This is a genomic window from Robertmurraya mangrovi (assembly GCF_034427655.1).
Classification (GTDB): Bacteria; Bacillota; Bacilli; order Bacillales; family Cytobacillaceae; genus Robertmurraya_A; species Robertmurraya_A mangrovi.
Genome location: NZ_JAXOFX010000009.1, coordinates 95,326 through 120,008, shown reverse-complemented (window position 1 = coordinate 120,008; position 24,683 = coordinate 95,326). Strand labels below are relative to the sequence as shown.

General features: G+C 36.2%; 21 protein-coding genes, 15 tRNA genes, 1 pseudogene and 1 riboswitch. Of the genes and pseudogenes, 29 read left to right on the top strand and 8 right to left on the bottom strand.

The features are described 5' to 3' along the window. Window positions 1-304: 304 nt before the first annotated feature. Together SM124_RS14520 and SM124_RS14515 are read left to right on the top strand one after the other, a co-directional pair. Window positions 305-1,030, top strand: coding sequence for an ABC transporter ATP-binding protein (locus SM124_RS14520; protein WP_322447231.1), 726 nt, complete (start codon window positions 305-307; stop codon window positions 1,028-1,030). Next, window positions 999-3,365 (top strand): FtsX-like permease family protein, encoded by a 2,367-nt coding sequence (locus tag SM124_RS14515; RefSeq protein WP_322447230.1) that lies wholly within the window; start codon window positions 999-1,001, stop codon window positions 3,363-3,365. Before SM124_RS14520 ends, SM124_RS14515 begins: the two co-directional genes overlap by 32 nt. A gap of 180 nt (window positions 3,366-3,545) precedes the next feature. On the opposite strand, the gene SM124_RS14510 is transcribed toward SM124_RS14515, so the two are convergent. Continuing rightward, on the bottom strand, window positions 3,546-4,463 hold the full coding sequence (locus SM124_RS14510) for a ferritin family protein (RefSeq protein WP_322447229.1): 918 nt from the start codon (window positions 4,461-4,463) through the stop codon (window positions 3,546-3,548). Window positions 4,464-4,602: 139 nt separating this feature from the next. After that, window positions 4,603-5,130 carry a CBO0543 family protein gene (locus SM124_RS14505; RefSeq protein WP_322447228.1) on the bottom strand — a complete coding sequence of 176 codons (528 nt, stop codon included), beginning with the start codon at window positions 5,128-5,130 and terminating at the stop codon, window positions 4,603-4,605. A 256-nt stretch (window positions 5,131-5,386) separates the two neighbouring features. On the opposite strand from SM124_RS14505, the gene SM124_RS14500 reads away from it, so the two are divergent. From SM124_RS14500 to SM124_RS14490, 3 genes are all read left to right on the top strand, one after another. After that, window positions 5,387-5,656, top strand: a complete 270-nt coding sequence (locus SM124_RS14500; protein WP_322447270.1) for a 2TM domain-containing protein — start codon at window positions 5,387-5,389, stop codon at window positions 5,654-5,656. 297 nt (window positions 5,657-5,953) lie between these two features. After that, window positions 5,954-6,304: a PadR family transcriptional regulator gene (locus SM124_RS14495; protein ID WP_322447227.1), complete on the top strand. Its 351-nt coding sequence runs from the start codon at window positions 5,954-5,956 to the stop codon at window positions 6,302-6,304. Next, entirely contained in the window at window positions 6,282-7,142 is an 861-nt protein-coding gene (locus SM124_RS14490) for a permease prefix domain 1-containing protein (RefSeq protein ID WP_322447226.1), read from the top strand. The genes SM124_RS14495 and SM124_RS14490 overlap by 23 nt, the downstream gene beginning before the upstream one ends. 89 nt (window positions 7,143-7,231) lie before the next feature. Here the strand turns inward: SM124_RS14490 and SM124_RS14485 are convergent, their stop codons facing one another. The 3 genes from SM124_RS14485 to SM124_RS14475 all read right to left on the bottom strand — a co-directional run bounded on the left by SM124_RS14485 (window position 7,232) and on the right by SM124_RS14475 (window position 9,219). After that, entirely contained in the window at window positions 7,232-7,477 is a 246-nt protein-coding gene (locus SM124_RS14485; RefSeq protein WP_322447225.1) for a YuzF family protein, read from the bottom strand. A gap of 98 nt (window positions 7,478-7,575) precedes the next feature. Further along, window positions 7,576-8,169 (bottom strand): hypothetical protein, encoded by a 594-nt coding sequence (locus SM124_RS14480; protein ID WP_322447224.1) that lies wholly within the window; start codon window positions 8,167-8,169, stop codon window positions 7,576-7,578. Window positions 8,170-8,394: 225 nt separating this feature from the next. Next, window positions 8,395-9,219 carry an STAS domain-containing protein gene (locus tag SM124_RS14475; RefSeq protein WP_407691412.1) on the bottom strand — a complete coding sequence of 275 codons (825 nt, stop codon included), beginning with the start codon at window positions 9,217-9,219 and terminating at the stop codon, window positions 8,395-8,397. A gap of 190 nt (window positions 9,220-9,409) precedes the next feature. Between SM124_RS14475 and SM124_RS14470 the strand changes: the two genes are divergently transcribed. The 6 genes and pseudogenes from SM124_RS14470 to SM124_RS14445 form a co-directional block, all read left to right on the top strand. After that, window positions 9,410-11,014, top strand: a complete 1,605-nt coding sequence (locus tag SM124_RS14470) for a gluzincin family metallopeptidase (RefSeq protein WP_322447223.1) — start codon at window positions 9,410-9,412, stop codon at window positions 11,012-11,014. 336 nt (window positions 11,015-11,350) lie between these two features. After that, window positions 11,351-11,878 carry a DinB family protein gene (locus SM124_RS14465; protein WP_322447222.1) on the top strand — a complete coding sequence of 176 codons (528 nt, stop codon included), beginning with the start codon at window positions 11,351-11,353 and terminating at the stop codon, window positions 11,876-11,878. Between the two features lie 63 nt (window positions 11,879-11,941). Further along, window positions 11,942-12,532 carry a hypothetical protein gene (locus SM124_RS14460; protein ID WP_322447221.1) on the top strand — a complete coding sequence of 197 codons (591 nt, stop codon included), beginning with the start codon at window positions 11,942-11,944 and terminating at the stop codon, window positions 12,530-12,532. 60 nt (window positions 12,533-12,592) lie between these two features. Beyond that, window positions 12,593-13,672: an NAD(P)H-dependent flavin oxidoreductase gene (locus SM124_RS14455; RefSeq protein ID WP_322447220.1), complete on the top strand. Its 1,080-nt coding sequence runs from the start codon at window positions 12,593-12,595 to the stop codon at window positions 13,670-13,672. Window positions 13,673-13,894: 222 nt separating this feature from the next. Then, window positions 13,895-14,809, top strand: coding sequence for a cupin domain-containing protein (locus SM124_RS14450; protein WP_322447219.1), 915 nt, complete (start codon window positions 13,895-13,897; stop codon window positions 14,807-14,809). 241 nt (window positions 14,810-15,050) lie between these two features. Further along, window positions 15,051-15,482, top strand: a pseudogene (locus SM124_RS14445) (peroxiredoxin-like family protein); the annotation flags it as partial. Between the two features lie 69 nt (window positions 15,483-15,551). Here SM124_RS14445 and SM124_RS14440 read toward each other — a convergent pair. Further along, entirely contained in the window at window positions 15,552-16,031 is a 480-nt protein-coding gene (locus SM124_RS14440) for a PaaI family thioesterase (protein WP_322447218.1), read from the bottom strand. Window positions 16,032-16,343: 312 nt separating this feature from the next. Between SM124_RS14440 and SM124_RS14435 the strand changes: the two genes are divergently transcribed. From SM124_RS14435 to SM124_RS14360, 16 genes are all read left to right on the top strand, one after another. Beyond that, window positions 16,344-16,419 (top strand) — tRNA-Val (locus SM124_RS14435). Between the two features lie 103 nt (window positions 16,420-16,522). Next, a tRNA-Lys gene (locus SM124_RS14430) sits at window positions 16,523-16,598 on the top strand. 140 nt (window positions 16,599-16,738) lie between these two features. Then, window positions 16,739-16,823, top strand: a tRNA-Leu gene (locus SM124_RS14425). Window positions 16,824-16,859: 36 nt separating this feature from the next. Beyond that, a tRNA-Gly gene (locus SM124_RS14420) sits at window positions 16,860-16,934 on the top strand. A 9-nt stretch (window positions 16,935-16,943) separates the two neighbouring features. Further along, window positions 16,944-17,032, top strand: a tRNA-Leu gene (locus SM124_RS14415). Window positions 17,033-17,064: 32 nt separating this feature from the next. Then, window positions 17,065-17,141 (top strand) — tRNA-Arg (locus SM124_RS14410). A 28-nt stretch (window positions 17,142-17,169) separates the two neighbouring features. Further along, window positions 17,170-17,246 (top strand) — tRNA-Pro (locus tag SM124_RS14405). Window positions 17,247-17,356: 110 nt separating this feature from the next. Continuing rightward, window positions 17,357-17,433, top strand: a tRNA-Met gene (locus tag SM124_RS14400). Window positions 17,434-17,444: 11 nt separating this feature from the next. Further along, window positions 17,445-17,537 (top strand) — tRNA-Ser (locus SM124_RS14395). 484 nt (window positions 17,538-18,021) lie between these two features. Continuing rightward, window positions 18,022-18,097: transfer RNA gene (locus SM124_RS14390), tRNA-Phe, on the top strand. Window positions 18,098-18,106: 9 nt separating this feature from the next. Then, window positions 18,107-18,182: transfer RNA gene (locus SM124_RS14385), tRNA-His, on the top strand. 15 nt (window positions 18,183-18,197) lie between these two features. Further along, a tRNA-Gln gene (locus SM124_RS14380) sits at window positions 18,198-18,272 on the top strand. 11 nt (window positions 18,273-18,283) lie between these two features. Continuing rightward, window positions 18,284-18,357 (top strand) — tRNA-Gly (locus SM124_RS14375). A 4-nt stretch (window positions 18,358-18,361) separates the two neighbouring features. Beyond that, window positions 18,362-18,438, top strand: a tRNA-Ile gene (locus SM124_RS14370). 200 nt (window positions 18,439-18,638) lie between these two features. Then, window positions 18,639-18,713: transfer RNA gene (locus SM124_RS14365), tRNA-Asn, on the top strand. 126 nt (window positions 18,714-18,839) lie between these two features. Then, window positions 18,840-20,120 (top strand): ATP-binding protein, encoded by a 1,281-nt coding sequence (locus SM124_RS14360; protein WP_322447217.1) that lies wholly within the window; start codon window positions 18,840-18,842, stop codon window positions 20,118-20,120. A gap of 38 nt (window positions 20,121-20,158) precedes the next feature. Here the strand turns inward: SM124_RS14360 and SM124_RS14355 are convergent, their stop codons facing one another. Continuing rightward, window positions 20,159-21,154 carry a hypothetical protein gene (locus SM124_RS14355; RefSeq protein ID WP_322447216.1) on the bottom strand — a complete coding sequence of 332 codons (996 nt, stop codon included), beginning with the start codon at window positions 21,152-21,154 and terminating at the stop codon, window positions 20,159-20,161. Window positions 21,155-21,459: 305 nt separating this feature from the next. On the opposite strand from SM124_RS14355, the gene SM124_RS14350 reads away from it, so the two are divergent. Together SM124_RS14350 and SM124_RS14345 are read left to right on the top strand one after the other, a co-directional pair. Then, the gene (locus tag SM124_RS14350) at window positions 21,460-22,254 is read left to right on the top strand and encodes an enoyl-CoA hydratase/isomerase family protein (protein WP_322447215.1); all 795 of its coding nucleotides are present in this window, start codon (window positions 21,460-21,462) and stop codon (window positions 22,252-22,254) included. Between the two features lie 132 nt (window positions 22,255-22,386). Beyond that, window positions 22,387-22,827: a DUF6376 family protein gene (locus SM124_RS14345; protein ID WP_322447214.1), complete on the top strand. Its 441-nt coding sequence runs from the start codon at window positions 22,387-22,389 to the stop codon at window positions 22,825-22,827. Between the two features lie 97 nt (window positions 22,828-22,924). On the opposite strand, the gene SM124_RS14340 is transcribed toward SM124_RS14345, so the two are convergent. Continuing rightward, the gene (locus tag SM124_RS14340) at window positions 22,925-24,280 is read right to left on the bottom strand and encodes a TrkH family potassium uptake protein (RefSeq protein WP_322447213.1); all 1,356 of its coding nucleotides are present in this window, start codon (window positions 24,278-24,280) and stop codon (window positions 22,925-22,927) included. Between the two features lie 92 nt (window positions 24,281-24,372). Further along, window positions 24,373-24,537, bottom strand: a riboswitch (cyclic di-AMP (ydaO/yuaA leader). Between the last annotated feature and the right edge of the window lie 146 nt (window positions 24,538-24,683).

Sequence of the window (24,683 nt, the reverse complement as noted above, 5' to 3'; positions counted from 1 at the left end):
TTTTCTCTACTTCCTATTCTAGTTATAAAATCAACGGACAACATTACTAAACCCATCAAAGTTTGAAAGAGTAAACTAATAAAAAGGGGCTGTGCTCAAAAATCATTTTTATAATGACTTTTTGGGCAGCCCCTTTTTTTCTGTCCTATTATAGAGATTTTAGCAGTAGCTCTGTTTCATTAAGATATACAAATTCACTACTAATTCTGGTAATATAAAATGGCTAATATGGAAAAGAACAGTAGATTAATATAAATATAGTATAATTGGTATATTTTTACTAACTTCGAAAGGAGGAGAATATTTGCAAATTGAGATTAAAAACGTTATCAAAATCTATCAAAATGATGAAAATAGTTGTATAGCACTCAAAGACATTAATCTTTCCATAAAATCAGGTGATTTTGTATCTATTGTAGGAAAATCAGGAAGTGGTAAAAGTTCATTGCTGAATATAATTACCGGCATAGATACTCCAACTGAAGGGGAGATTTGGATTGGCAATGAAGGAATCCACTTAATGAAAACTCGGAAAATTTCTAGGTGGAGAGGGGAGAATATTGGAGTGGTTTTTCAATTTTTTCAGTTACTTCCTGCATTGACCGTTTTAGAAAATATTATGCTTCCAATGGAATTTTGTCGGAAATATCACCCGAAAGAAAGAAGAAACAAATCGCAGGAACTGTTAAATCTCGTTGGGTTGGCCGGTTTTGAGGATAAACTTCCAAATCAACTAAGTGGTGGACAGCAACAAAGAGTGGCAATTGCAAGAGCACTTGCTAATGACCCGGTTGTAATCGTAGCAGATGAACCCACTGGAAGTCTCGACAGTAAGACAGCAGAGGTCATTTTTGCACTATTCGAGGATCTAGCAGCTAAAGGGAAAACGGTTATAATGGTGACGCACGATGAGGAATTAGCGAATAGAGCAAACAGAAAAATTACGATTGTTGATGGTGAAATTACACAGGTGGTGGATCTTTCCGGAGGATTAATGAATGAAATTACAGTTTATGAAAATATTACGTGATTTACTTAGTAATAAAGGAAAGAGCTTTCTAGTAGTACTATCCATAGCTGTAGGTGTTATCGGTGTGGGAGTGATTGGACACACCAAATATACGATTGAAAAGGGGATGAACGATAGTATCTCAAAATCTTCCCCTCCTAATGGTACGATTCTTACAAATGGTTTTGATCCTAAATTGGTCGATAAAATAAAGTCTATAGTTGGTGTAACAAAGATAGAGACTAGAGGGATTTATGACGGTCAAATAAAGGTAAAGAGTAAAGGTAAGGATAAGAGGCATAAATTACAATTAACTGTACAAGACTTTAATCAAACAAAAACACTAGATAACATTACTCCTAACAAAGGTAATTGGCCACCTGAGAATGGAGAAATACTACTTGAGAGAATTTCTTTAGGGTATTTAAATATCAAAATTGGTGACGAAGTATGGGTAGAGACATCTAATGGACAAGTTAGCAAGTTACAAGTTGCTGGAACGGTCCAACATAGAGGAAAGGAAACAACGACTCTATCAAAGACTTCCTACGGTTACATCAATAAAGAAACATCTGAAAACCTCAATATCTCCGAATATAATGTAATCCTTTTTAAAACTAAAAATAATAAAGAAAAAACAGTATTGAAAACAGCTGAAAAAATTAGGGATGCAATAGTTAAAAACGGATACTATGTGCAATCAACCATCATTCATGATGTGAATAAGCATTGGGGATTTGACATTGTTAACTCGATGAGCAAGGTTTTACAATCAATAGGGATTTTAACCTTGATATTAGGGGCATCTCTAGTCGTTAATACCACTCTTTCCATCATGAGGAATCAAATACCTCAAATAGGAATAATGAAAGTATTAGGTGCGAGTAATCAAAACTTATTTATGATTTATATTGGTTATATCATTTCTTACGGGTTAATTGCTTTGTTCGTCGGTGTACCAATCAGTCTATTTTTAGCAAAGTTTCTTACATCCAACTCAACTGAATTATTAAACTTCGAAAGTATAGGACTTCCTTTCTCATGGAAAATCTTCTTTCTGCAATTGATTGTAGGTGTTGGACTCCCTGTTCTTTCCGCGACCATCCCAGTTCTAAACGGTATTAGGATGACGGTTCAGCAAGCTTTAAAGAGTCAAGATATGAACGAATATCCTCAAAATAGACTTACCTCTGTTTTACTTAAAATTAGAATTTTTTCCATCCCATTTCTTCTTACGGTAAGAAGTACTTTTAAGAAATGGTTTAGACTCTTTTTAACGGTACTAACCCTTAGTTTAGGTGGAGCGATCGTGATTTCGGTAATCACTGTCTATGAGTCAATGAATAGTACCCTGGAAGCTTCTCTAAAATATAATCATTACGATGTGCGTATAGCGGTAAGTGGCATTCATGATAGAGAACAAACGAGAGAACTAGCAGCTGTCTCTGGAGTAAAAAAAGTAGAGAGTTGGCAAGCAGCAACTGGGTCTATTATTAGGCAGGATGGATTAACTGGAACGGAAGTGAAGATTGCTAAGCCTGTGGCTGGAACGGATTTAATGGAGCCTAAAATCATAAAGGGACGTTGGTTTGAAAATCAAAACAAAAATGAAATTGTTTTAGACTCATACATATTAAATTCGGAGCCTCATCTACGTGTTGGGGACAAAATGACCATTAATATAAATGGAAAAGAATATGATTGGAAGATTGTTGGCTTTGTTAGGAAAGTAGCTGGAGAAGTCGTACACTTCGTTAATCATGCACCTTTTGTTGATGAAAAAATAGGTAACCTGTCTTTTGTGCATTTAATAACAAATAGTAATGAAAAAAGTGTTCAAAACAGGATAGCTAAGAAAGTGAAAAACAAATTTATAGAGAATCATTTTAGTGTTCACCATTCTATTACCACTAAGGAAATAAAAGAAATACAGGAAACGAGAGCAAACGTTGTCATATTATTCTTAATTTTTATGTCTATCATCATGTCAGTGGTAGCGACTCTTGGTTTAATGGGTTCTTTAAGTTTGAACGTAATGGAGAGAAGTAAAGAAATTGCAATTATGAAGTTAATCGGTGCTTCGGATTCCAATCTCTGGAGAATGATGATGCTTGAAGCTTTCATTATTGGTTTGATAAGCTTTTTAATTGGGACATTACTGGCCTATCCTATTAGTATCATGTTGTCTAATAATGTAGGGCAATCATTATTCCATGCTAATTTAGATTATACTTTCTCAAGTCTTGGAATAGTCATTTGGTTTATCATTGTTTTAATCCTCTCATTGATTGCCAGTTTTAGCCCCGCTTACAAAGCAACTAAAATACCAGTTAATCAAATATTGTCATATGAATAGTAGAATGCCGATTGTGTAACGGTTGATATTCTGAAGCTTAGTCTTTCATCATTAACTCGAGTTACTATGAATTAACGTGTACTACTTGATGATTTTGTGGTAGATACTTTAACTAGTTTTATGGAAAAGGGGGATAGTCGATAAAAGTAGAGGAGGTCCCCCATATTCCTCCTGAACCCCTTAAACTCTTGCAAGTCCTCTTTCAAATGCTGCAAGGTGGTTTAATGAAGCATTACGAAGTTGAGAAAATACAATTCGCACATCATTTGGGATATTTAGTGTTAGAAATCTTTCGTACATGGAAATATTTTCTTTTTCTCCCTTGACCCCAGCAGCATATGCAGCTTTAATACTTTCTGGTGTGGTAACAAATGATTGCGATTCATTGCTAGGAAGGGGTACCTGATAACGTTGGAAAAGTGGTAGTAAAGCGTTTATATGTCTTAATTCAGCTTCTTTTATTTGGGCAAAAGTACGAATATTGCCGAAGTTTCTAAGAATGTCATCATATCTTGCCTGAGCTAAGTATTCGTCTTGAAGGGCATATGTCAACATTTGAGGTATAGTTAAAGTGGAGGCATTTAACGCACCCTGGGCACCATAGTTTTGAGTTTGCCTATTTGAGTGGTTATTTTGGTTTTGATGAATAAAATACAAAAACCATACCGCATGATTTTGTTCGTCTGCTGCTGCACGTCGAAATCTTTCTTTAATAAGGGGATCCGCTGCTTTATCAGCTATGTCTAAATAAAAATCAACCGCTTCTTGTTCATCATTGAAAGCAAATTCAATTCCAGCTTTATACTGGTCTGGACATTCCTCGGTAATTTGATAGGATGGATTTTTACCTGTTAGATTTGTGTGAATTTTGCTAAATTCGTCAAGATGCCGTTTTTCATCTTTTTGGATCTCAAATATTTTCTGCTTTTCAACATTTGTCGGTGCCATCTTGGCTAACTTTTCATAACAATGAATAGCACTATACTCCGCATTTATTGCTTTCTGAATATCTGTAACAAGTTGAATGTCATTTGGCATACGATAATAATCATGATGATATGTTGGAACATGAGGAAAAAAATGTGAATTAGAATACATGGATAGTCCTCCTTTAGTGTTAGCTATCCATTTAAAATATGCTTTGCATATAGGTTTTTGTGCAAGTCAACCTGTTTCTCTTTAACTTAAAGAGCTCCCACTACTAGTTGAGTGAAATGGCATTATCTACTCTGTTCCATTACCTAAAGACCTCTTTAGGAACATTAAAAACATTCCATAAAAATACTATAAAGATAAAAGATAGTAACCAAGCAACGATCGGTCGAGTAAAATGGATTTTAAGTATAGAAAAAATGAAAATATTAAACAAGATAGACCAATATAAATTCCATCCATTAAAATGCTTTATTAAATGTAACTTTAAATCTATCCCTTCGTTAATGGTGTATAAACATACCCAGCCAGCAACATATAAGATTTTATAAATCATGTTCTCTTTCGGAAATTTAGATAAATAAATAAGCGTAGTAGCAGGGTATTTTACAGCCATTACGGAAAGGGAAATATGAGTATTTGTTAAATCTATGTTCTTATCAAATCCTTGAGGAGTGTATCTCCACATTGGATAGATGTCTGAAAGTAAATAATGATATGCAAAATCCCCTACAACAAAAAATAAAAACGTGGGATAATATTTCTTCCAATTTTTATAATCACCCCATTTAATCAAAGCAAACAACCAAACTAAGGCATAGAGAGCATTCAAAATTTACACCTGCCAACAAGGAATGTTATTTACATTGTTACCCAAAAAGTAGAAAAAATATTAATTTCACATACTTAAATCTAGAATCATGGTCCGCCTGAACTTATTTCCTTTCCAAAAGAAGGAATTCGAATGAATGGTTTAGAATTATTATAACTATTGGACTAGTAAAGGGTATCTACTTGTATTTTAAGTTTGTTTCTGTAAACCAAATTTAAATAAACAGGAAATTTAATGGATAGGGGAGGTGTTGAAAATCGAGAAGGATGAAAAATACTTAAAAGCAAAAAGAAGAGTACAAAATTTGAAGGCTTTTTATCTTCATTTAACCGTATTCATTTTAGTAAATAGCATGTTAATTTTTATTAATTTTAATTCTGATTATGGGAATTGGTGGTTTCTCTATCCGCTTGGTGGATGGGGGATTGGACTCCTAGTACACGCAATAACCACATTAGCCTATGGACGTTTCGGGTCTGATTGGGAAGAAAAAAAGATTAAAGAGTATATGGATCAAGATCGTTAAACTTCTCTAATATAGAGGAGTTTTTTTGTTGTTTACAAAACTATATATTTCTCGCATTGTGAATAACTCTTTTATATTGATTGTCCACGTCCAGCTCCAGCGCCTAGCCCCTCGAGGTCAAATAACCTTCAACCCTAAAAGTCGAAAGGCAGACTTTTAGGGTTGAAGAACATTTGCTTGTCGGGGCTGACCGAGGCGCTTGCGCTTTTGTCCTTGGAAAAATATTGTTTTCTTTACTATGTAGTGATACGATGTACAGTAAGTAGTATAACGATATAGTAAGGGAGAGAGTGCCAGTTGAATAATAAAACAGAGCTTCTAAAAGGAAGTACGAGTATCATTCTTTTATCCTTATTATCGGAAAAAGACATGTACGGTTACGAAATTACAGAAAAGGTCCAGGAACTTAGTGAAGGGTATCTGAGCTACAAGGAAGGAACTTTATACCCGGCTTTGAAAAAGTTAGAATTAACCGGTTTGGTCGAGAGTTATTGGGAAAATTCGAGTGACGGACCCCGTCGAAAATATTATCGAATGACCAACACGGGTAAAAAGGCGTTAGCGGAACAAAAACAAGAATGGAATATGTTCCAAAAAGTGATGCATCGAATAGTGGGTGATGGGATTGTCGAAACAGGAACGAATTGAGCCATTCGAGCAATACATTAAGAAATTGGTTCTTAACTTGGACTTGGACAAAGAAGAGAAACTGGAATTAGAAGAAGAGTGGAAGCAGCATTTGTATGACCATTTTGCTGCATTACAAAAACAAGATATCAATCGCGAAGAGGCCATAAAAACCGTTCTTGAACAATTTGGTGAGATGGAGATGCTACAAACAGAGGTTAATCAAACGTACCCAAGTTCCATCAAAAACCATGTACAAAAAGAGTTGGTTATTGCAATCATCTGTTTAATAGCAAGTATGATAGGACCTTCTTTGTTGATTAATGCCCGCTTTCAAATTTACTTTATTCTAGCTCCCATTCAAGCACTCATTGTAGCCTATTTACTTTACCGTTTTGTAATAAAAAAGCAATCTTATTGGTTCATATCCATTATTGGATTCGTATGTATTTATTTCTTTTTTCTTCAAACCTTTGCAAACATTTTTCATGATCCTCTAACCTATCAGCTTTATTGGAGCCAGCTTTTTTCTTTAGATTGGAATCAGTTAACCGGAATGAACGGCCTATTTGAGTTTGAAACCATTCATATGATGTGGTATGTGGTGATTGCCATGCAATTTTTAACTAATAATGGTTATATTCCAGTTTGGAAACGGGTTTGTAATGCAACTTTTCAATATTGGGCCATGCTTTTAATTGGTTTTTTACTAGCTGGATTTCAGTCTAGTGGTCAGTGGTCTATTCTTTATTTAAACGTATTTCTGCTCTACTCTTTTCTTCAACAAACTCTTTCAATAAGAGCCTTTTTATTAGTAAAGGAAAAAGTAAGTAGGCGACTAACTCGAGAGTATTTTTAAACGTTAAGTGTCTCTAATGGATATATTTAGCAACATAAAAAGGTCTGATTGTACAACTATGATCAGACCTTTACGTGTGGGTAGCAATCTTAATCAGGCATAATGGAAACAATTTGTTGGATGCGAATAAAGAACGGAGAATCTCCAGCCATAATAAGGATATGATCAGGTTTAACATCTTTTAATGTCCCGCGGATAGTATCTCTTGTTGTTTGTATCACTAATTCCTTGCCTACAACGGTTTGTAATGTTTGGACAACAAAGGGATCAACCATTGTGCGGTATTGAGTATTTAAATTTGTTTGGGTACGTTGTGTTTCGTAACCGTAATACATTCATGCATTCCTCCTGATTCATCTCTCTATTTTTACAAGGGCATTATATGTAATAAAGTGGGATGTGCTTGGGCAGAAAGAGTGCCAACATTGGTGTCCTAGCGCTTTTTTTGCTCTAACTTTTTAAATTGCTTACTAATTCCCCAACAAATGAGTCCTAACAGCCAATAAATAGGGAAGGAATAGATGTTTTTCCAAGTAAATTCTTTGTAAATCATTAAGGCTTCCATAAAGGTTTCAGCCATAAAGGCGAGGAAGGCAGACAGTAGCCCAGTTGCAATAAGGAACTCCTTAAAATCATTCCCCCATCTTTGATAAACAAACATAAATGGAATAATAACAATGCCAACGTCGTATGGGTATAGTTGTGGATACAAGTAAGGTGTCAAACGTATGGGGTAAGTCCAAACTAAGGCATTGCTGCCAATCGAATCAAGGATGATTGCTGCAATTCCGTAGAACATACCAAATGAAGTAATTTCGGTGATCCTACTTTTATCAACAAACTTTATCCATACTATAGGTGACAGAACACTTAAGGTAACGAGCAACCACCATTTAGGCGTGAGAAAATTACTTTCTCTCCAAAAAGTTTTAAGAGTATCATAATATTCTTTCTCCACTTTTAGCACTTGGTCATAGGTAATGGTGTTTAAAAGATGATGATGAAAAATATCCAAAAGCAGATCCATAACTACACCACATTTCAGGGATACTTTTTCTCAGTTAAATGAGCATTGTGAATCACGTTTTATTCTCTTTTATAGTACTTTCCACATGTTATTGTTTTATCCAGAACGGAATGTGCATAATTTGACACAACACAATCGTAGGCGAATATGAGGTGTGACTTAGTAGGGGGCAAAAGAAAAATCACAAGTTTATATGAAGTAACTTGTGATTTTTCATTCAGATATTTATACTTTTAAATACTCTTTTAACGCTTGCTGTAGGGTACCTAGTGTTTTGGTGTTTTTATCAAAGGTGACTCCCATATGAATAATTTTACGAACTACTTCTGGTCTTAACCCCGTGATCACCGTTTTGCATCCCATCATCGAAGACCCATCAATAATTTTCATTAAGTGGTCGATCACATCGCCTTCCATGTCGGCAATTCCCGATAAGTCCATAATGAGTATCTGCATACGAGTACGTCCGATTTCCGTAAGTACTTTTTCCTCAAGTACACTGGTTCGGAATGAATCAACACTTCCAATCAACGGCAAAATACATACTGCCGGGTTGATAGGGATAATCGGAACAGATAATTTCTCGACCAATTCCCTATGTGCTTTAATTAAGGAATCCTTATATGTAGAGTAGCTGATAAAGAAAGTATTTAAAAATTGATCGACTCGATTATTAATTTGTTTCTCTAAGTCAAAGAAATCTTTGAAAGTTTGATTCTTAGAGAAAGAGCTATAACTTTCAATAAAAATCCATAATGTCCTTCTAATCGCTTGTACCCATTCTAATTTGAAGGTTAGGACGATGGAATGAGTCGCCCAGGCAATCCCTTCTTGTCTAGCAAAAAGCTTTAGGGCCTGCTCTTCCCCATTAATAATATCAATCACTAGTTTATGAGCATTATTCACAAGGTCAATATTACCGATTTCTAGAATCTCATCTATTTTATCTCTAACATTCACTGCCTCTGAAAGCAATCTATTTTCAAATTTTTGGTTGTTCGCATTGATAAATTCAATTAGACTAACATTCTCTTGATATATATATTCCACCTGATTTCCTCCAATTGAACAGATTCTAAGTTTCTATACCCTCATTCATCCCTTTTAAACGTGTAAACTGATTTTTTATTTTATGATATGATAAAATTGTCAAGAAATAACTGTATTTTCTTATATTTTAACATATTATTACTATGTTGGTAGTGTTAAATCAATCAGATCCTTAAGGAGAGATTTTAACTTGAGTAGTCATTTAGAGGCTTTTTTAGAAAAGCAAAATGAGCAGTTAGAGACTTTATATAAAAGGGTTGCCTTTAACCATTGGATGTCCGCCACAACTGGCAAAGAAGAGTGGGCTGAGAAAAATAAACATTCATTAAAAGAATATTATAGTTATTTCGCTAATAAAGAACGATTTCAAATGGTTAAATCATTTAGAAGTGAGGATACCATCTCAGTTGTGCAACGCCGCCAGCTAGATGACCTTTATAATAAAATGATAAAAAACCAACGGGACCAAAGCAGTTTAGATGAAACATTAGAGCTGGAAAAAGAATTGTCAGTAGCTTTCAATACATATAGACCGACTGTAGATGGAATGGAAATAACCAATAATGATATTTTAAAAGTTTTAAAAGAAAGTAAAAGTGAGTCAGAAAGAAAGCAAGCTTGGTTAGCTAGTAAACAGATAGTAAAGAAATTGGAAGAACGAATTCTAAAGTTAGTTCGTAAAAGAAATCAAGATGCACGTTCACTTGGATTTTCGAATTATTATGAAATGAATTTTATCACACAAGATTTAGATATTGATGTTGTATTTAAGGTATTTAATGATTTAAAGAAAATTTCAGACTTCGAATTCCGCAAAATAAAAAATGAAATTGATACGGAAATAACAGAAAAATTGAACATAAAAATAGAGGATATTCGACCATGGCATTATACGGATCCATTTTTTCAGGAGGCACCTCCTTTAAAAGGTATCGACGTTGACTGTTTTTATAAGGATAAAGATTTGGAGAAAGTTTCTAGAGCTACATTTGATTCAATGGGATTAAATGTGGATGATATATTAAATCAAAGCGATTTATATGCACGTAAGGATAAAAATCCATTTGGTTTTTGCTCGGACCTTGATCGATCGGGAGACATTAGGATTCTTATTAACTTAGAAAACAATCAGTTTTGGGGAACAGCTCTTTTACATGAATTAGGACATGCTGTTTATTCCAAGTATATTAATAGAACTCTTCCGTTTATTTTACGCTTTCAATCGCATACGTTGACTACGGAAGCAAGTGCACTATTTTTCGGTAGATTAACGAAGTCATCAGCGTGGTTGAAGAAATTCATGGAAGTAGATGATGAAAAGGTCATCTTTTCAATGGAAAAAGCACTACGACGGGACATGATTGTATCGGCAAGATGGTTCCTTACCTTTTCGTACTTTGAGAAAGCATTATATGAAAACCCTGACCAGGATTTAAACCAGCTTTGGTGGACTACTGTGAAGGAAATACAATTGTTAAATCCACCAGAAGATTGTACATATCCGGATTGGGCGTCAAAAATGCACTTTTCATTAGCTCCAGTTTCTTATCAAAATTATTTATTAGGTGAATTGGCAGCCTCTCAGCTTCAAGGTTATATAGAGAATCATATTTCTGTAGATTTATTTAAACCAGAAGTCGGACAATATTTGATAGAAAACTATTTTCAATATGGGGCTGTCTATGATTGGAACGAGAAAATTAAACAGGCAACAGGAGAAAACTTAAATCCTGCATACTTTGTTAAGCAGTTTTTAAAGTGTAAGGGGGATTTGTCGAAAAAACGATATATCTGAATTTTCGATGATATCTTACTAAAAATCGATGATATCTTACCGGAAAACGATGATAAATACTCCAGAATCGATGATATTTTACCGGAAATCGATGATAGGTACTCCAGAATCAATAGATATTACCGGAAATTGATGATAGGTACTCCAGAATCGATGATATCTTTACCGGAAAACGATGATAAATACTCCAGAATCGATAGTATTTGCTGAAATCGATGATATTTATCCCTAATCAATGCGATTTTTCTAGTCGAAATATATTGTTGTAGTATATTTCCGTAGTCAAAGATATATATAGATATGCGAGAGAATAAGAGGGCGGAAAGGGGTATAAAAATGAATTTTCGTTTGGAAGAAGCTATTGAAATTCTAGAACGTACACCTCAGACATTGGAGCTTTTTATAACTGGCTTATCTAAAGGGTGGTTGACTACGAATGAGGGTGAAGGAACTTGGAATGTAACGGAAGTCATTGATCACCTGATTGAGGGCGAAAAGCATAATTGGATCCCGAGGTTAGAGTTAATTTTACAGGAGGGTGAAAAGAGACCCTTTCCCGTATTTGATCGAAACTCTCATCTAAATGAGAAATCTGAAAGTTCAATGGATCAGAAGTTACTCGAGTTTAAAATGATTCGAATTCAAAATGTTGCTAAATTAAAATCTCTACTAGAAACAGAAGATTATCTTGAATTAAAAGGGCAACACCCAGCTTTCGGGGTAGTAAAGGTGAGGGAATTAATCTCCACATGGGCCGTTCATGATTTGACTCATATGGCTCAAATTGTAAGGGTGATGGCGGAGAGGTATAGAACAGATGTTGGTCCGTGGGTAGAGTATTTAGGAGTTTTAAGAAGGAAATAAGGAATATTTGAAAGTTTATGGTCGTCTCTTAAATTATATTTTTCATCCTTTAGGAGGTTTATGATGCAGAAGACTATTAGTATTTTAGAAAAACAACTAGAGGAAACGCTTATTACACTTGAGCAAAAAAATAATTTTGAACTAGCCTTAAATAGTTACAGAGAAATAGAAAATGAACTTCTTTCGCTGATTGAAAGTAATACAGATGATGTTAAAGATATTTCTAGGGTATTAGCACAAGTATACTTAAGACAAGCAGGAATGCTTAGGCAACTAGGACATATGGAAGAAGCAAATAAAGTTCATCTGAAAGAACTGGATTATGCAAAACTCTCAGAAAATTCAATTGCCCATGCTCAAAGTTTATTTTCTTCGGCAATCCATCTTTTATCTAATCGACAAATGGAAGAGGGACTATCAATATTAGAGGAAGCTAAGAGCGCTTTTGAAAAAGGAGAGACGGATGACCATAAGCAAGGGGTAGGATGGTATTGGATTATCCTTGCCGACTTAGGGAATAAAAAGTTAATTAATGTCTCTAGTGCTGAAATTGTTGATTTTTGTAATAAAGCACTTGAGATTCTAGTCCCTCTTAACAATAAACCTGGTGTATCAAGAGCTTACGAGGCAAGGGCGGCTGCTGGTAAACTGTAAGATAAATGAAGCTGGGATAAAAAATATCGTTTATAGGAAGCGAACAAGGAAGTGTCTTACATGTTAAAAAATGAACTTATAGAGAAGTTACATATCAAATATCCCATTATTCAAGCCCCAATGGCAGGTGGAGTAACCACTTCACAACTAGTAGCCGAGGTTTCAAAAGCGGGCGGGCTAGGTATGATTGGAGCGGGTTACATGACCCCTAGCAAATTAAGAGAACAAATTAGAGAAATTAAGCTGCTAACCTCCAATCCGTTTGGAGTCAATCTATTTGTTCCAAGCGAATTCGATTTTACCGAAGAAGAGGTTCAGTATGCTAGCCAAAAAATGCAGCCTATTCATGATGATTTTCAAATTCAACTGTCATTTGATTTTCCTACTGAAACCCAACTTTTCGAAACGTTCAGCGAACAAATTCAAGTTGTCATAGAAGAACAGGTGCCAATCTGCTCTTTTACCTTTGGTGTTCCTAAAGAGGATGTGATTCTTAAGCTAAAACATCAGAACATTATCCTAATGGGGACTGCTACGACTGTTCGAGAAGCTTTGGATAATGAAGATAGAGGAATGGACATCGTTATCGTTCAAGGGAGTGAGGCCGGGGGACATCGAGGAAATTATTTGGGTGGTGTTCAAGAAAGTTTAATTGGTCTAATGTCGCTCATTCCACAAGTTGTAGATAGTGTAAGCATTCCTGTTATAGCAGCTGGGGGAATTATGGATGGGAGAGGTGTAATGGCTTCTCTTTGTCTAGGGGCAAAAGGAGTTCAAATGGGTACCGCGTTTTTAACCTGTGTTGAAAGTGGTGCTAATGCTGTTCATAAAGAAGCAATTTTTCATGCTAGTGAAGATGAGATCGTGTTAACTCGTGCCTTTTCAGGTAAATCGGCAAGGGGGATAAAAAATCAATTTATTTCGGATATGCAAAAACATGAATCAAATCTTCCAGTATTTCCTGTACAAAACACACTGACACAAAAAATGAGGTCAGCTTCAACAGCACAAAGCAATCCAGCATACATGTCACTCTGGTCCGGGCAAAGTCCAAGATTAGCGAAGGTCCAAACAGTGGAAGCGTTGATGCACAATATAATGGAAGAAGTAAATAAAATTAGAAGTAGGACATTACTTTAATAGAAGTGGTGTGTTTTTTATCGAATAGTAGAGACAAACATACCGTTGAATTCATTATAATGAAGTGACATCTTTGGGTGACTTGGATGAAGGCCCATTCATATAAATTGAAGTACATTCTTTTCCCATAGGCATATGATATTTTCGTAAGGCCTTTTTCCAATTTTTATAAGTGGAAAGTTTTAAGATAGGCTCTTATTAAAAATCTGTGGAGGGAAAAAGATGTATTTTATGCCCAATATGTATTCATATCCTTATTACGCTAGTGGTATCACTCCGACAACTGATTTAAGTATGTTGAGATATTCTCAAGAAGATTACCACCAAGCTGCTGAGTCGTTGCTTGGAGCTATAAAAAGAGAGGCTTCAGCAATGGAACTTCATAGAGAGTTAGCTCATTTTGCTCCAAATCAAGAGCATAAAAGTGAAATTCTACATTCAATAGAAAAGAAGCAAGCTCATTTGATGCAGTTCACGAATCTCTATATTCAATTAACTGGATCTCATCCGATGTATCAAATCGAGAAAACTCCTTTCCAAAGTTACAGAGACGGATTACAAAAAGCATATAATAAGGAAGTTGAAAGCTACGGCGAATATCATAAAAACTATTTACTGCATCAACAGCCTCAGCTTCAAAATGTATTTTTGAGAGCGTTAACGGATGAACATGAAAGTGCCACAAGGTTTGGTTATTTAAATGAGTCCATGTCAAGTCGTGCTACCGATTTCGGTAAACAACCCTTTGTCGTTAATATAGAGGAGGCAACAAAGCAAAATAATACATTCCGTACAGCTATATGGACAGGAACCCACTTGCAATTAACATTAATGAGTATTAATGTTGGCGAGGACATAGGTTTAGAAATACATCCGAATCTTGATCAATTTTTACGTGTAGAACAAGGGCAGGGCATGGTTTTAATGGGTGATCGAAAAGAACAACTTAATTTCCAACAAAAAGTATCTGATGGTTACGCCATTATCATACCTGCAGGGAAATGGCACAATTTAATTAATACAGGAAAAGAACCACTAAAGCTGTACTCCATTTATGCACCACCACAACATCCATTTGGAACCGTCCACGAAACGAAAGCAATTGCTATGGCTGCTGAAGAGGAACATAACCATTAATAATAGAAGTAAAATGTTAGGATGAGAAAATCTCGTCCTTTTTTTAAATTTAAATAGTCTTGTGAAAATGAATGAAATGATGGATAATTCTCAGAAACAAGATTAGAACCACTAATGAGGTGAAAGTATGGATGTATTTCTCCAAAGACCGTTTCATGAAGAACAATCTTTTAGAGACATTATTAGAGGGAAGAAGAGTTTAGTTGTTTTCCTTAGGCACCCTGGCTGACCGGTTTGTCGTGAAATGCTTACGCAGTTGCGTGAGAGATATAGCGAATTAACATCTACAGGATTTCAAGTTATCGTTATTACTCCTTCTATTGGTTCCTATTTAGAGCAGTTTGAACAAGCTTTTGGCCCATTCCCATTTCCGGTTTATGGCGACGTTAAACGAGAGCTATATAGGAGTATGGGGCATAGGACAATGAAAAAATGGAAGTTACTTTCTAAGGCTTTAAAGGCATTTTTGATGCAAGGGTCTAAAACTTTCTTTCCAGAACATCTAGAACAGAAAAAGCTTGTCCAAAAGGCAATGAAAACCCATGATGTATATATACAAGGGGGAACATGGGTGTTTGATGAAAAAGGAAACACCCTCTGGAATCATATAGATACAGCTCCTGAAGACCATGCATCAATAGATAGGATACTTTCCGTATTAAATAAATTCTAAAAAAGCAGTGAGAGGCCGTTTTCCGGATCTCACTGCTTTATAAAGGGAAAAATAAATCATGCGATAGATTTATTTTAAGAAAGTACTTGGCATTACAACAGCAACAACTTCCCCACGGGCACATAGCGTATCATTGGCATATACCTCAGTATGTATTTTCCATCTCTTTGGATGTATTTCTTCAATCGTACCAATTGCTTTCAGTGGAACATCTTGTGGGGTAGGCTTTAAAAAGTCAACGTTAAGTGAAGCTGTTACAAACCTAGGCAGTTCAGTTCCGTCTCCAATTTCATGTCCATTCTTACGATGTAGAGCAAGTGCGGCAGAACCTGTCCCGTGACAATCTATAATTGAAGCAATCATTCCTCCGTAAATAAATCCTGGTATACCCATATACTTTTTCTCTGGGGTATAAATCGTAACTGTATTTTCCCCTTGCCAACCTGTACGAAGATGATGACCATCTTCATTCAAACGACCACATCCATAACACCAAGCAAAATCATCTGGATAAAAATCTTGAATCGCTTTAACCACTGTTTCCTCCATTACTTCTCCCCCTAATAAAATCATTGAAAATTTAAAATTTTTCGTCTTTATTGTAACATATTCTGTTCAAACGGTAACTAGTGGTTGCTGTTTAAACTTGGTTTATTATGAGATTTTTAATTTAATTTAGTGTAAAAATCCACCAGTATTGATTTATTTAAATTATATTGACTTCTTTGAGCTCTACTAGTAAGATAATAACTCTCGCAGGAAATGAGTTGCGAGACTGAAATTAGTCTTGACACAAACAACTAGATTTGATAGTATTTATAACTGTTGCTGTGAAGTAATTTAGTAATAGAAACTTTTTTTGGAGGATTAGCTCAGCTGGGAGAGCACCTGCCTTACAAGCAGGGGGTCGGCGGTTCGATCCCGTCATCCTCCACCAAAACTTTTTTGCGGAATGTTAGTGGAGCAAAAAGAATTTTCCTTATTTTCTTAATTTCCACGTAACGTAGTGAAGTAAAAAAGTTACTTCTTTAAATTATTGAGAGCCATTAGCTCAGTCGGTAGAGCATCTGACTTTTAATCAGAGGGTCGGAGGTTCGAGTCCTCCATGGCTCACCAAATCTTTTTGCGTAAGCAAAAAAGATTCCCTTATTATATTTTTGCTATAGCAAAAAGAAGTTTCCTTAATTTTTGCGATATCAAAAGAAGTATCCTTATTATTGTTCTTTTCGATAGCAAAAGAAGTATCATATTTTATTGCGGGTGTGGCGGAATTGGCAGACGCACTAGACTTAGGATCTAGCGCCGCAAGGCGTGGGGGTTCGACTCCCTTCACCCGCACCATAATATTTTATCTTATGACTAGAAAATTAATATAATGCGGAAGTAGTTCAGTGGTAGAACACCACCTTGCCAAGGTGGGGGTCGCGGGTTCGAATCCCGTCTTCCGCTCCAAATGAAAGTGCCGGGGTGGCGGAACTGGCAGACGCACAGGACTTAAAATCCTGCGGTAGGTGACTACCGTACCGGTTCGATTCCGGTCCTCGGCACCAAGTTTTTTCAATAATGATAAATAAAAAGTATTGCGCCCGTAGCTCAATTGGATAGAGCGTCTGACTACGGATCAGAAGGTTATGGGTTCGACTCCTTTCGGGCGCGCCATTATTATCAAGCAGTTACAACTAGATATCGGGGAGTAGCTCAGCTTGGTAGAGCACTTGGTTTGGGACCAAGGGGTCGCAGGTTCGAATCCTGTCTTCCCGACCATTGAATCAACTTAAGGGGACTCAAATCAGCGTAGTGGAGTGAAAAAGGAAGATTCCCTTAATTTTATTCTTAACGTAGTGGTGAAAAGAGAATTTACCTTAATATATCTTGGCGGTGTAGCTCAGCTGGCTAGAGCGTACGGTTCATACCCGTGAGGTCGTGGGTTCGACTCCCTCCGCCGCTACCATATTATTTTTTGGAGGTATACCCAAGTCCGGCTGAAGGGATCGGTCTTGAAAACCGACAGGCGGGTCAAACCGCGCGGGGGTTCGAATCCCTCTACCTCCTCCATTTATTTATGAAAATTGAATAGTATTTTAATATACGGCTCAGTAGCTCAGTTGGTAGAGCACGTTGAATAAGCTGCTTGAAGATGCATCCAGCGTACCGATTTGAATGACTTCAATGTTTTTTCATCCTCGTAAATCGGGACGAAGGACGGAGCTAAAATATGGTTGAATAGTGATTAAATATACGGCTCAGTAGCTCAGTTGGTAGAGCACGATGAATAAGCTGCTTGAAGATGCATCCAGCGTACCGATTTAAATGACTTCATTGTTTTTTTCATCCTCGTAAATCGGGACGAAGGACGAAGTAAAAATAGGTTGAATAGCGTTTTTGAATACGGCTCAGTAGCTCAGTTGGTAGAGCACGATGAATAAGCTGCTTGAAGATGCATCCAGCGTACCGATTTGAATGACTTCAATGTTTTTTCATCCTCGTAAATCGGGACGAAGGACGGAGCTAAAATATGTTGAATAGTGATTAAATATACGGCTCAGTAGCTCAGTTGGTAGAGCAAAGGACTGAAAATCCTTGTGTCGGCGGTTCGATTCCGTCCTGAGCCACCATGTATTACGGCGATTGTGGCGAAGTGGTTAACGCATCGGATTGTGGTTCCGACATTCGTGGGTTCGATTCCCATCAGTCGCCCCATATTTCTTTTTTTATTGGGCTATAGCCAAGCGGTAAGGCATCGCACTTTGACTGCGACATGCGTTGGTTCGAATCCAGCTAGCCCAGCCATTTATTTATTTGCGGGTGTAGTTTAATGGTAAAACCTCAGCCTTCCAAGCTGATGTCGTGAGTTCGATTCTCATCACCCGCTCCAATTGGGGCCTATAGCTCAGCTGGTTAGAGCGCACGCCTGATAAGCGTGAGGTCGATGGTTCGAGTCCATTTAGGCCCACCATTAATTAGTTGTATAATTACTAATTAATTGATTATACTATTTTTGTATTAATTATTCCCCAGTAGCTCAGTGGTAGAGCAACGAGCATTACTTCACTGAATTAACTACGAGTTGTACCCATCGAGCTTCTTCTTGTAGTACATTCTGAGATGGGGACATTCGGCATAGCTTGATTAACTTTAGGGAATTATATTAACTATTCCGCAGTAGCTCAGTGGTAGAGCATTCGGCTGTTAACCGAACGGTCGTAGGTTCGAGTCCTACCTGCGGAGCCATACATATTAAATCAAGACACTAACTGAAAATAGTTAGTGTCTTTTTTGCGAATGGTTGAATCTAAAGTTGTTTGTTTCTTCAATATTTTGTAGTATTTAAGTAAAGAAATGTGAAAGGAATCATCTATGCTTACAACTCAACACTTGCTCTTTAACTTCTCTATGTTGATTGGGATTTTGTTTGTCTATCACTTGTGGTCCGATCGTTTTGGAAGGAAAACCTCTAAAATTATATGGTTTCACGTTTTATTTGGAGCACTTGTTGTATGTTTTATTTTTAGTTTACCAGTGAATCATGAATTCAGGTTTGATTTACGCGTAATACCTGTAATAGTTTCAGGGTTGTATTTTAATATGGGATGGATTTTCGTTGGTCTGACGATGTTATTACGAGCTGCATTTGGCATTGATGGTGGGTTTTACGTTACTGCTGTAGTCTATTTTCTTTTAGGACTAGCTATGCATGTTTTGCATCCTTGGTTTATCCAACAGCATTCGTCTAGAAAAATAATGGTTGCTATTATGTTAACATTAAGTACTCATGTTGGTTCTCTAGCAGGTATTTATCTGTACGATCCAGTTAGTGAAATGAGCGTATGGCTACCATTTTTATTGGTACCACTTATGGGTATAAGTATTTTTGTATATATGTTAGAGTACATCACTCATACCGACCAGTTAAGAGAACAAGTTATCCAAGCGAGAAAAATGGATGCGATGGAACATTTAGGTGCGGCTATATCACATGAAATTAGAAACCCTTTAACCTCTGCCAAAGGATTTTTACAACTAGTCCAAGAAAAAAAGGAGCTATCCGAGGAAACGAGGGGGTATCTCAAAATAGCTTCAGAAGAATTAAATCAGGCTGAAAAAGTCATTCAGGATTATTTAACATTTGCGAAGCCTTCTTTGGAAGAAGTAGTGGAGCTAGATGTTTATGCAGAACTGCGGTATGTCATAAATACCGTACTTCCATTGGCGAATCGCCATTCGGTGAATATTAAAAAAGACTTTTTTCCTGTTCCAGCCATCCAGGGGGATCGTGCAAAATTTCGGCAGTGCTTGTTTAATGTGATTAAGAATAGTATCGAAGCAATGCCAAGTGGAGGTACGCTCTTACTGACAACGATGTCCACTGAAAAAAGTACCTTAATTATTGTACAGGACAATGGAATGGGAATGACAAAGGAGCAGATTGCACGTATTGGAGAACCTTATTACTCGACAAAAGAAGGAAATGGAACTGGTTTAGGTCTTATGGTTGTTAGGAGCATTTTAAAAGCAATGAAAGGTCAGTTGGAGATTTCAAGTGAAGTAGGAATTGGAACGAAGATGACTCTTTTATTTCCATCCTGTCAACAACGAAAGAAGAGTGTAGTACATGATGAAATTACAAGGGAAGGGTAGCTTATGGAGTGCGAAAAAGAGCTAACCTTTTTCTTGTATTAGGACGGTTTCCAAGTTTCCAGTAATTCAGTTAGTTCTTCTATATCTTGAGTGTGAAAGATGATATCATTGTCGTCAAAAACACAATATACGGGTATAGTGTCAAAAGGCATCTCTGGATAATATCTCTGTAGTTCTAATGGATAAGAGGTTCCTTCTAAATGAGCTAAAATAGGATTCTGACCTATTTTTTCAAATACTTTGTCCATCTGTTCTTGGTCGTTAGTTATTATTAATACTGATAGTCGTTCTGGATCTTGAGATAACCAATGTACATAACGAGATCCAAAAGAAGATAGATGCTCTATCATTTCGTTAGAATCATTTGTACGGTAGGCTTCAGATTTTTGGTCAAACAGAAAATAGGCAGGTAGTTTAGTAAGATTTAGCTCTGGATATTGTTGCTGAAGGTTTTCTAAGTCCCCACTAATGGTTTCAATTCCTGTTAGATGGTAAGCAATATGAGGGGGCAGGTAGATCTCATCACCCATCATGACTAGTGTATATTTTTCAGGAATGGAATTTAACCATTGTTGATAGGACCATTTTTTCTCCATTTGTATGGGAATAATATAAGAAGCTTTTCTTTTCTTATCCCATTCTGCTTCCACAATAAAAGTCATATTTCCCGGATATGTAGGTAGTTTCATCGTTTTTTCTTCTGTTTCAGTAGGTAAATAAGAACGCTGGAAGGCTCCTTCCTCTAGGACCCTTATCTTATAGGAAGTTGGATGTTTCTCTTCTGGGAACGTTACAACCAAGTCTTCAAAAGGCTCTACAAGAGTCCTTTTTGGCTGTGTGGTGTCTATTTTCGCTTGATATTTGTTCCCGTTTTCCCATGTATACGATTCGTACAGGGTAGGAATGGTTTGACTCCCAACTATTACATTTGGTAGGGGAGGTTTTTCCTCGCGTTTAAGTTTTTGTTGATCCATAAGCACCATAATAACCAAGAGTACGGCTCCTGCAATGGCCCATATATATTTCTTTTTCATATAATCACCTCATAAAGAATAGACCATTTTCTAAAGGTTTTGTTGCCCCTCAACAGGCATTATTCTATTTGTTAAAAGAGAAAAAATTTCTTTAACTATTAACAATAATTATTGTGAAAACAGCTTAATATTTAAACCTAATTCTCTCTAATTTTACCATGCTAAATAGAAATAATAGAAGAATTATTGTTGAAAAATGTATGTTTCTAAATGATAGAGTCAATATCATTACTTTTTAAAAGGGTTATTGAGAAATGTCTCGAATGTAAATATAGTGATGTTTTTTATGCTAGGAGGAATGGTTGATGGAAAATAAGTTTGTGTCTTTATCGATAGAAAATCATGTGGGGATTGTTACTTTAAATCGCCCTGAAGTAGGCAATGCATTGAATTTAGAAATGGCTCAGGATTTGTTGGATGTAGCCATCTATTGTTCGGAGAGTCAGGAGATTCGAGCGGTGGTGATTACTGGAGCGGGAAATAAATTCTCAGTTGGTGGGGATTTAAAGAGTTTTGCAAACGAAGGCAATGAGATTGGTTCACACCTTAAACGAGTTACGACCTACTTGCATCAGGCAATTTCCTATTTTGCTAGAATGAATAAACCGTTTATTGGGGCTATAAATGGAGTAGCTGCGGGAGCTGGTATGAGTCTTGCTTGCGCATGTGACATAGCTTACGCTTCTGATCAATCGAAATTTGTAATGGCTTATAATAAAATAGGATTAACTCCAGACGGTTCGGGCAGCTACTTTCTACCAAGAGTCGTGGGAATTAGACGTGCAATAGAATTGATGTACACAAACCGTATGTTAAATGCTCAAGAGGCGTGTGAGTGGGGAATTGTAAATCATGTTGTAGCAGATGATGAATTAATGAATGTGGTGCTAGAATTAGCCAAAAACCTGGCTAATGGTCCAGTAGGTGCTTTCGGAGCAACAAAAAAATTAATGTATCATTCTTTACAAGAAACCCTCGAGTCACAAATGAGTTTAGAATCAGAGTTTCTTGCACAAAGAGCAAGTTGTGCAGAAGGAAACGAGGGGATTTCCGCTTTCCTCGAGAAACGAGAAGCAGACTTTATAAATCTAGATAAATAATGAAATTAAATGCAATTACCACATCATAGGGTAATTGCTTTTTTAGGCAATGAAGTAATTCATGGAACTTTCTAATAAAGTAAAACGTAGTATTAGATGAAATTAAAATTGTTGTTAGAAAGGATGCCGAAAATGAAAAAATTAAGATTAATGGTTTTAATTATGGCTGCCACATTGTTAAGTGCATGTTCCTTCTTGGATGAGGTTAATAATTCTCTAGACTATGTAAACACAGCAACAGAACATATAAATAAATTGAACACATTTGCTGAAGAGGCCCCTCAATTAGTTGAAAATGCATTAACGAATCCAGAAATTGCTGGGCAACTTGAAACAGAACTATTAACATTAAAAAAAGACATTGAAGAGTTTATTGCCCTAAATGATATTCCTACTCTAGCAAAAGATATTCATCAAGAATTAGTCGATAAAAATGAACTTCTGCTAGGGGAAATCAATAAACTACTAGAAAATGGGAATCTGGCACTTGATAAAATAGAAAACTCACAATTATTTTCAACCATTAATGATGTGACCAGTTTAATTAATCGGATTGAGAGTCTTGGTCAGTGAGTGTAATGGTGTCCAATCACTTTAATCTAAAACAAAAAGAGAGAGGCCGGCCTCTCTCTTTTTTGATACATTTCTTTTAAAAATACTTATCTTTTTATCATCCAATTATTATTTTCTCTTGAGGATAGTGATATTTCTCTTGAGTTGGATTCCCACGGATTAAGAATAAAAATGAGAATATTCCGATCCGGCCTATAAACATCAATAAAATGATGATTGTTTTTCCGGTTGTGCTTAAATCGGCTGTAATTCCCATAGACAGGCCGGTTGTACCGAAAGCAGAAGAGACCTCAAACATGATCTCCATGAGACTAAAGGTTGGTTCAATAAAACATAACAAGATGACTGAGACACTACAGATCATAATGGCCGTTGTAATAACAATGTATGATTTAATAACATCTTCTTGCATCACTTCTCTATGAAAAATCTTAATAGTGTTTCTACCACGTGCATAGGTGTAGATACTTAAGATCATAATGGCAAATGTAGTCGTTCGTATTCCACCACCTACACTACTTGGCGATGCCCCAATAAACATGAGAATACATAATACGATGAGAGTAGGAATTGAAAATTCACTTACATGCATTGTAGCTAAGCCACCATTTCTTGTGGAAACGGATTGAAAAAGGGCATAGAAAAAGGATTCGTGCCAGCTCTTTCCTATAAAAAAATGATGATATTCAAATAGTGCAATGGCCATTGTACCTAAAACAACTAGAGCAAAAAAAGTTAGCGTAGTGATTTTTGTGAAAAGGGAAAAGCGAAACTTACTTTCACCCTTGTAAGTAATAAACTCTCGAAGCTCAATAAGGACTGGGAAGCCAATAGCCCCAATAATTAATAACACGATATTAATGAGTTGTACAAAGTAGTCTTGTGCAAAAGGAATAAGAGATGAACCAGTAATATCAAATCCTGCATTCGTTGTAGCACTTACAGAGGCGAAAAATCCTTGCAGAAAGGCTTCTTGCCAAGTAGGGAAATACTTCAAAAAGTACAAGCCTAAAATAACTGCTCCTATAGCTTCAATGGTCAAAATTAAATATAAAATTTGCTTCATAAGTTGTACTAGACCAGAAAGAGTCGATTGATTTTGGTCTGTCATAATTAGTTTTCTTTCTCTTAGTCCAATCTTTTTTCCCATTAACAACCATACAAAGGTTCCTAAAGTCATTACTCCGATCCCACCAAATTGGAGTATAAATGCAAATATAAAGGTGCCGGGGACACTTAAGACCTCATTAATGGCAATTGTGGAGAGGCCAGTGACACTTACAGCACTCGCTGCTGTAAATAAGGCGTCGACAAGTGAAATTTCTGCGCATTCTTTTAAAGTGATCGGTAACATAATTAATATGGTTGAAATGATCACCGAAATAACATAGTAAAGAACAATGATTTGTACAGATGATAGTTTTTCTGATATTTTTACTGCTTTAGTTTTCATGTTTGTACCTTTCAGTTTTTTATAAGTGTCCAACGTTATAAGAACAAAAAAAACCATTCTTTCCACGAAAAAGAATGGTCAATAAATATATTGGCCTTTCTCTCAAATGCTTTCGAGGTTAGCTGTCGGATTAGGAAATGAGAGTTTCCTTCTTAATTTCTAAGATTCACCCCTTGTAAATGTAACCATAGTCCCTAAGATACATTCACTATAATGGTTCCCCCGATCTGTAAAAACAGACTCAGCAAAGATAAAATTTTCCAAAATGCATGATGCAATTAAATCTATTGAAACTTTACAACTCCTGAAGAAAGAAGTCAATATTATTTTCCAATTTTATGCTACACTGTTTTTTGTTCTAAATAAGGGGATAGGAAAATTTACAAAATTGTAATTGACATTA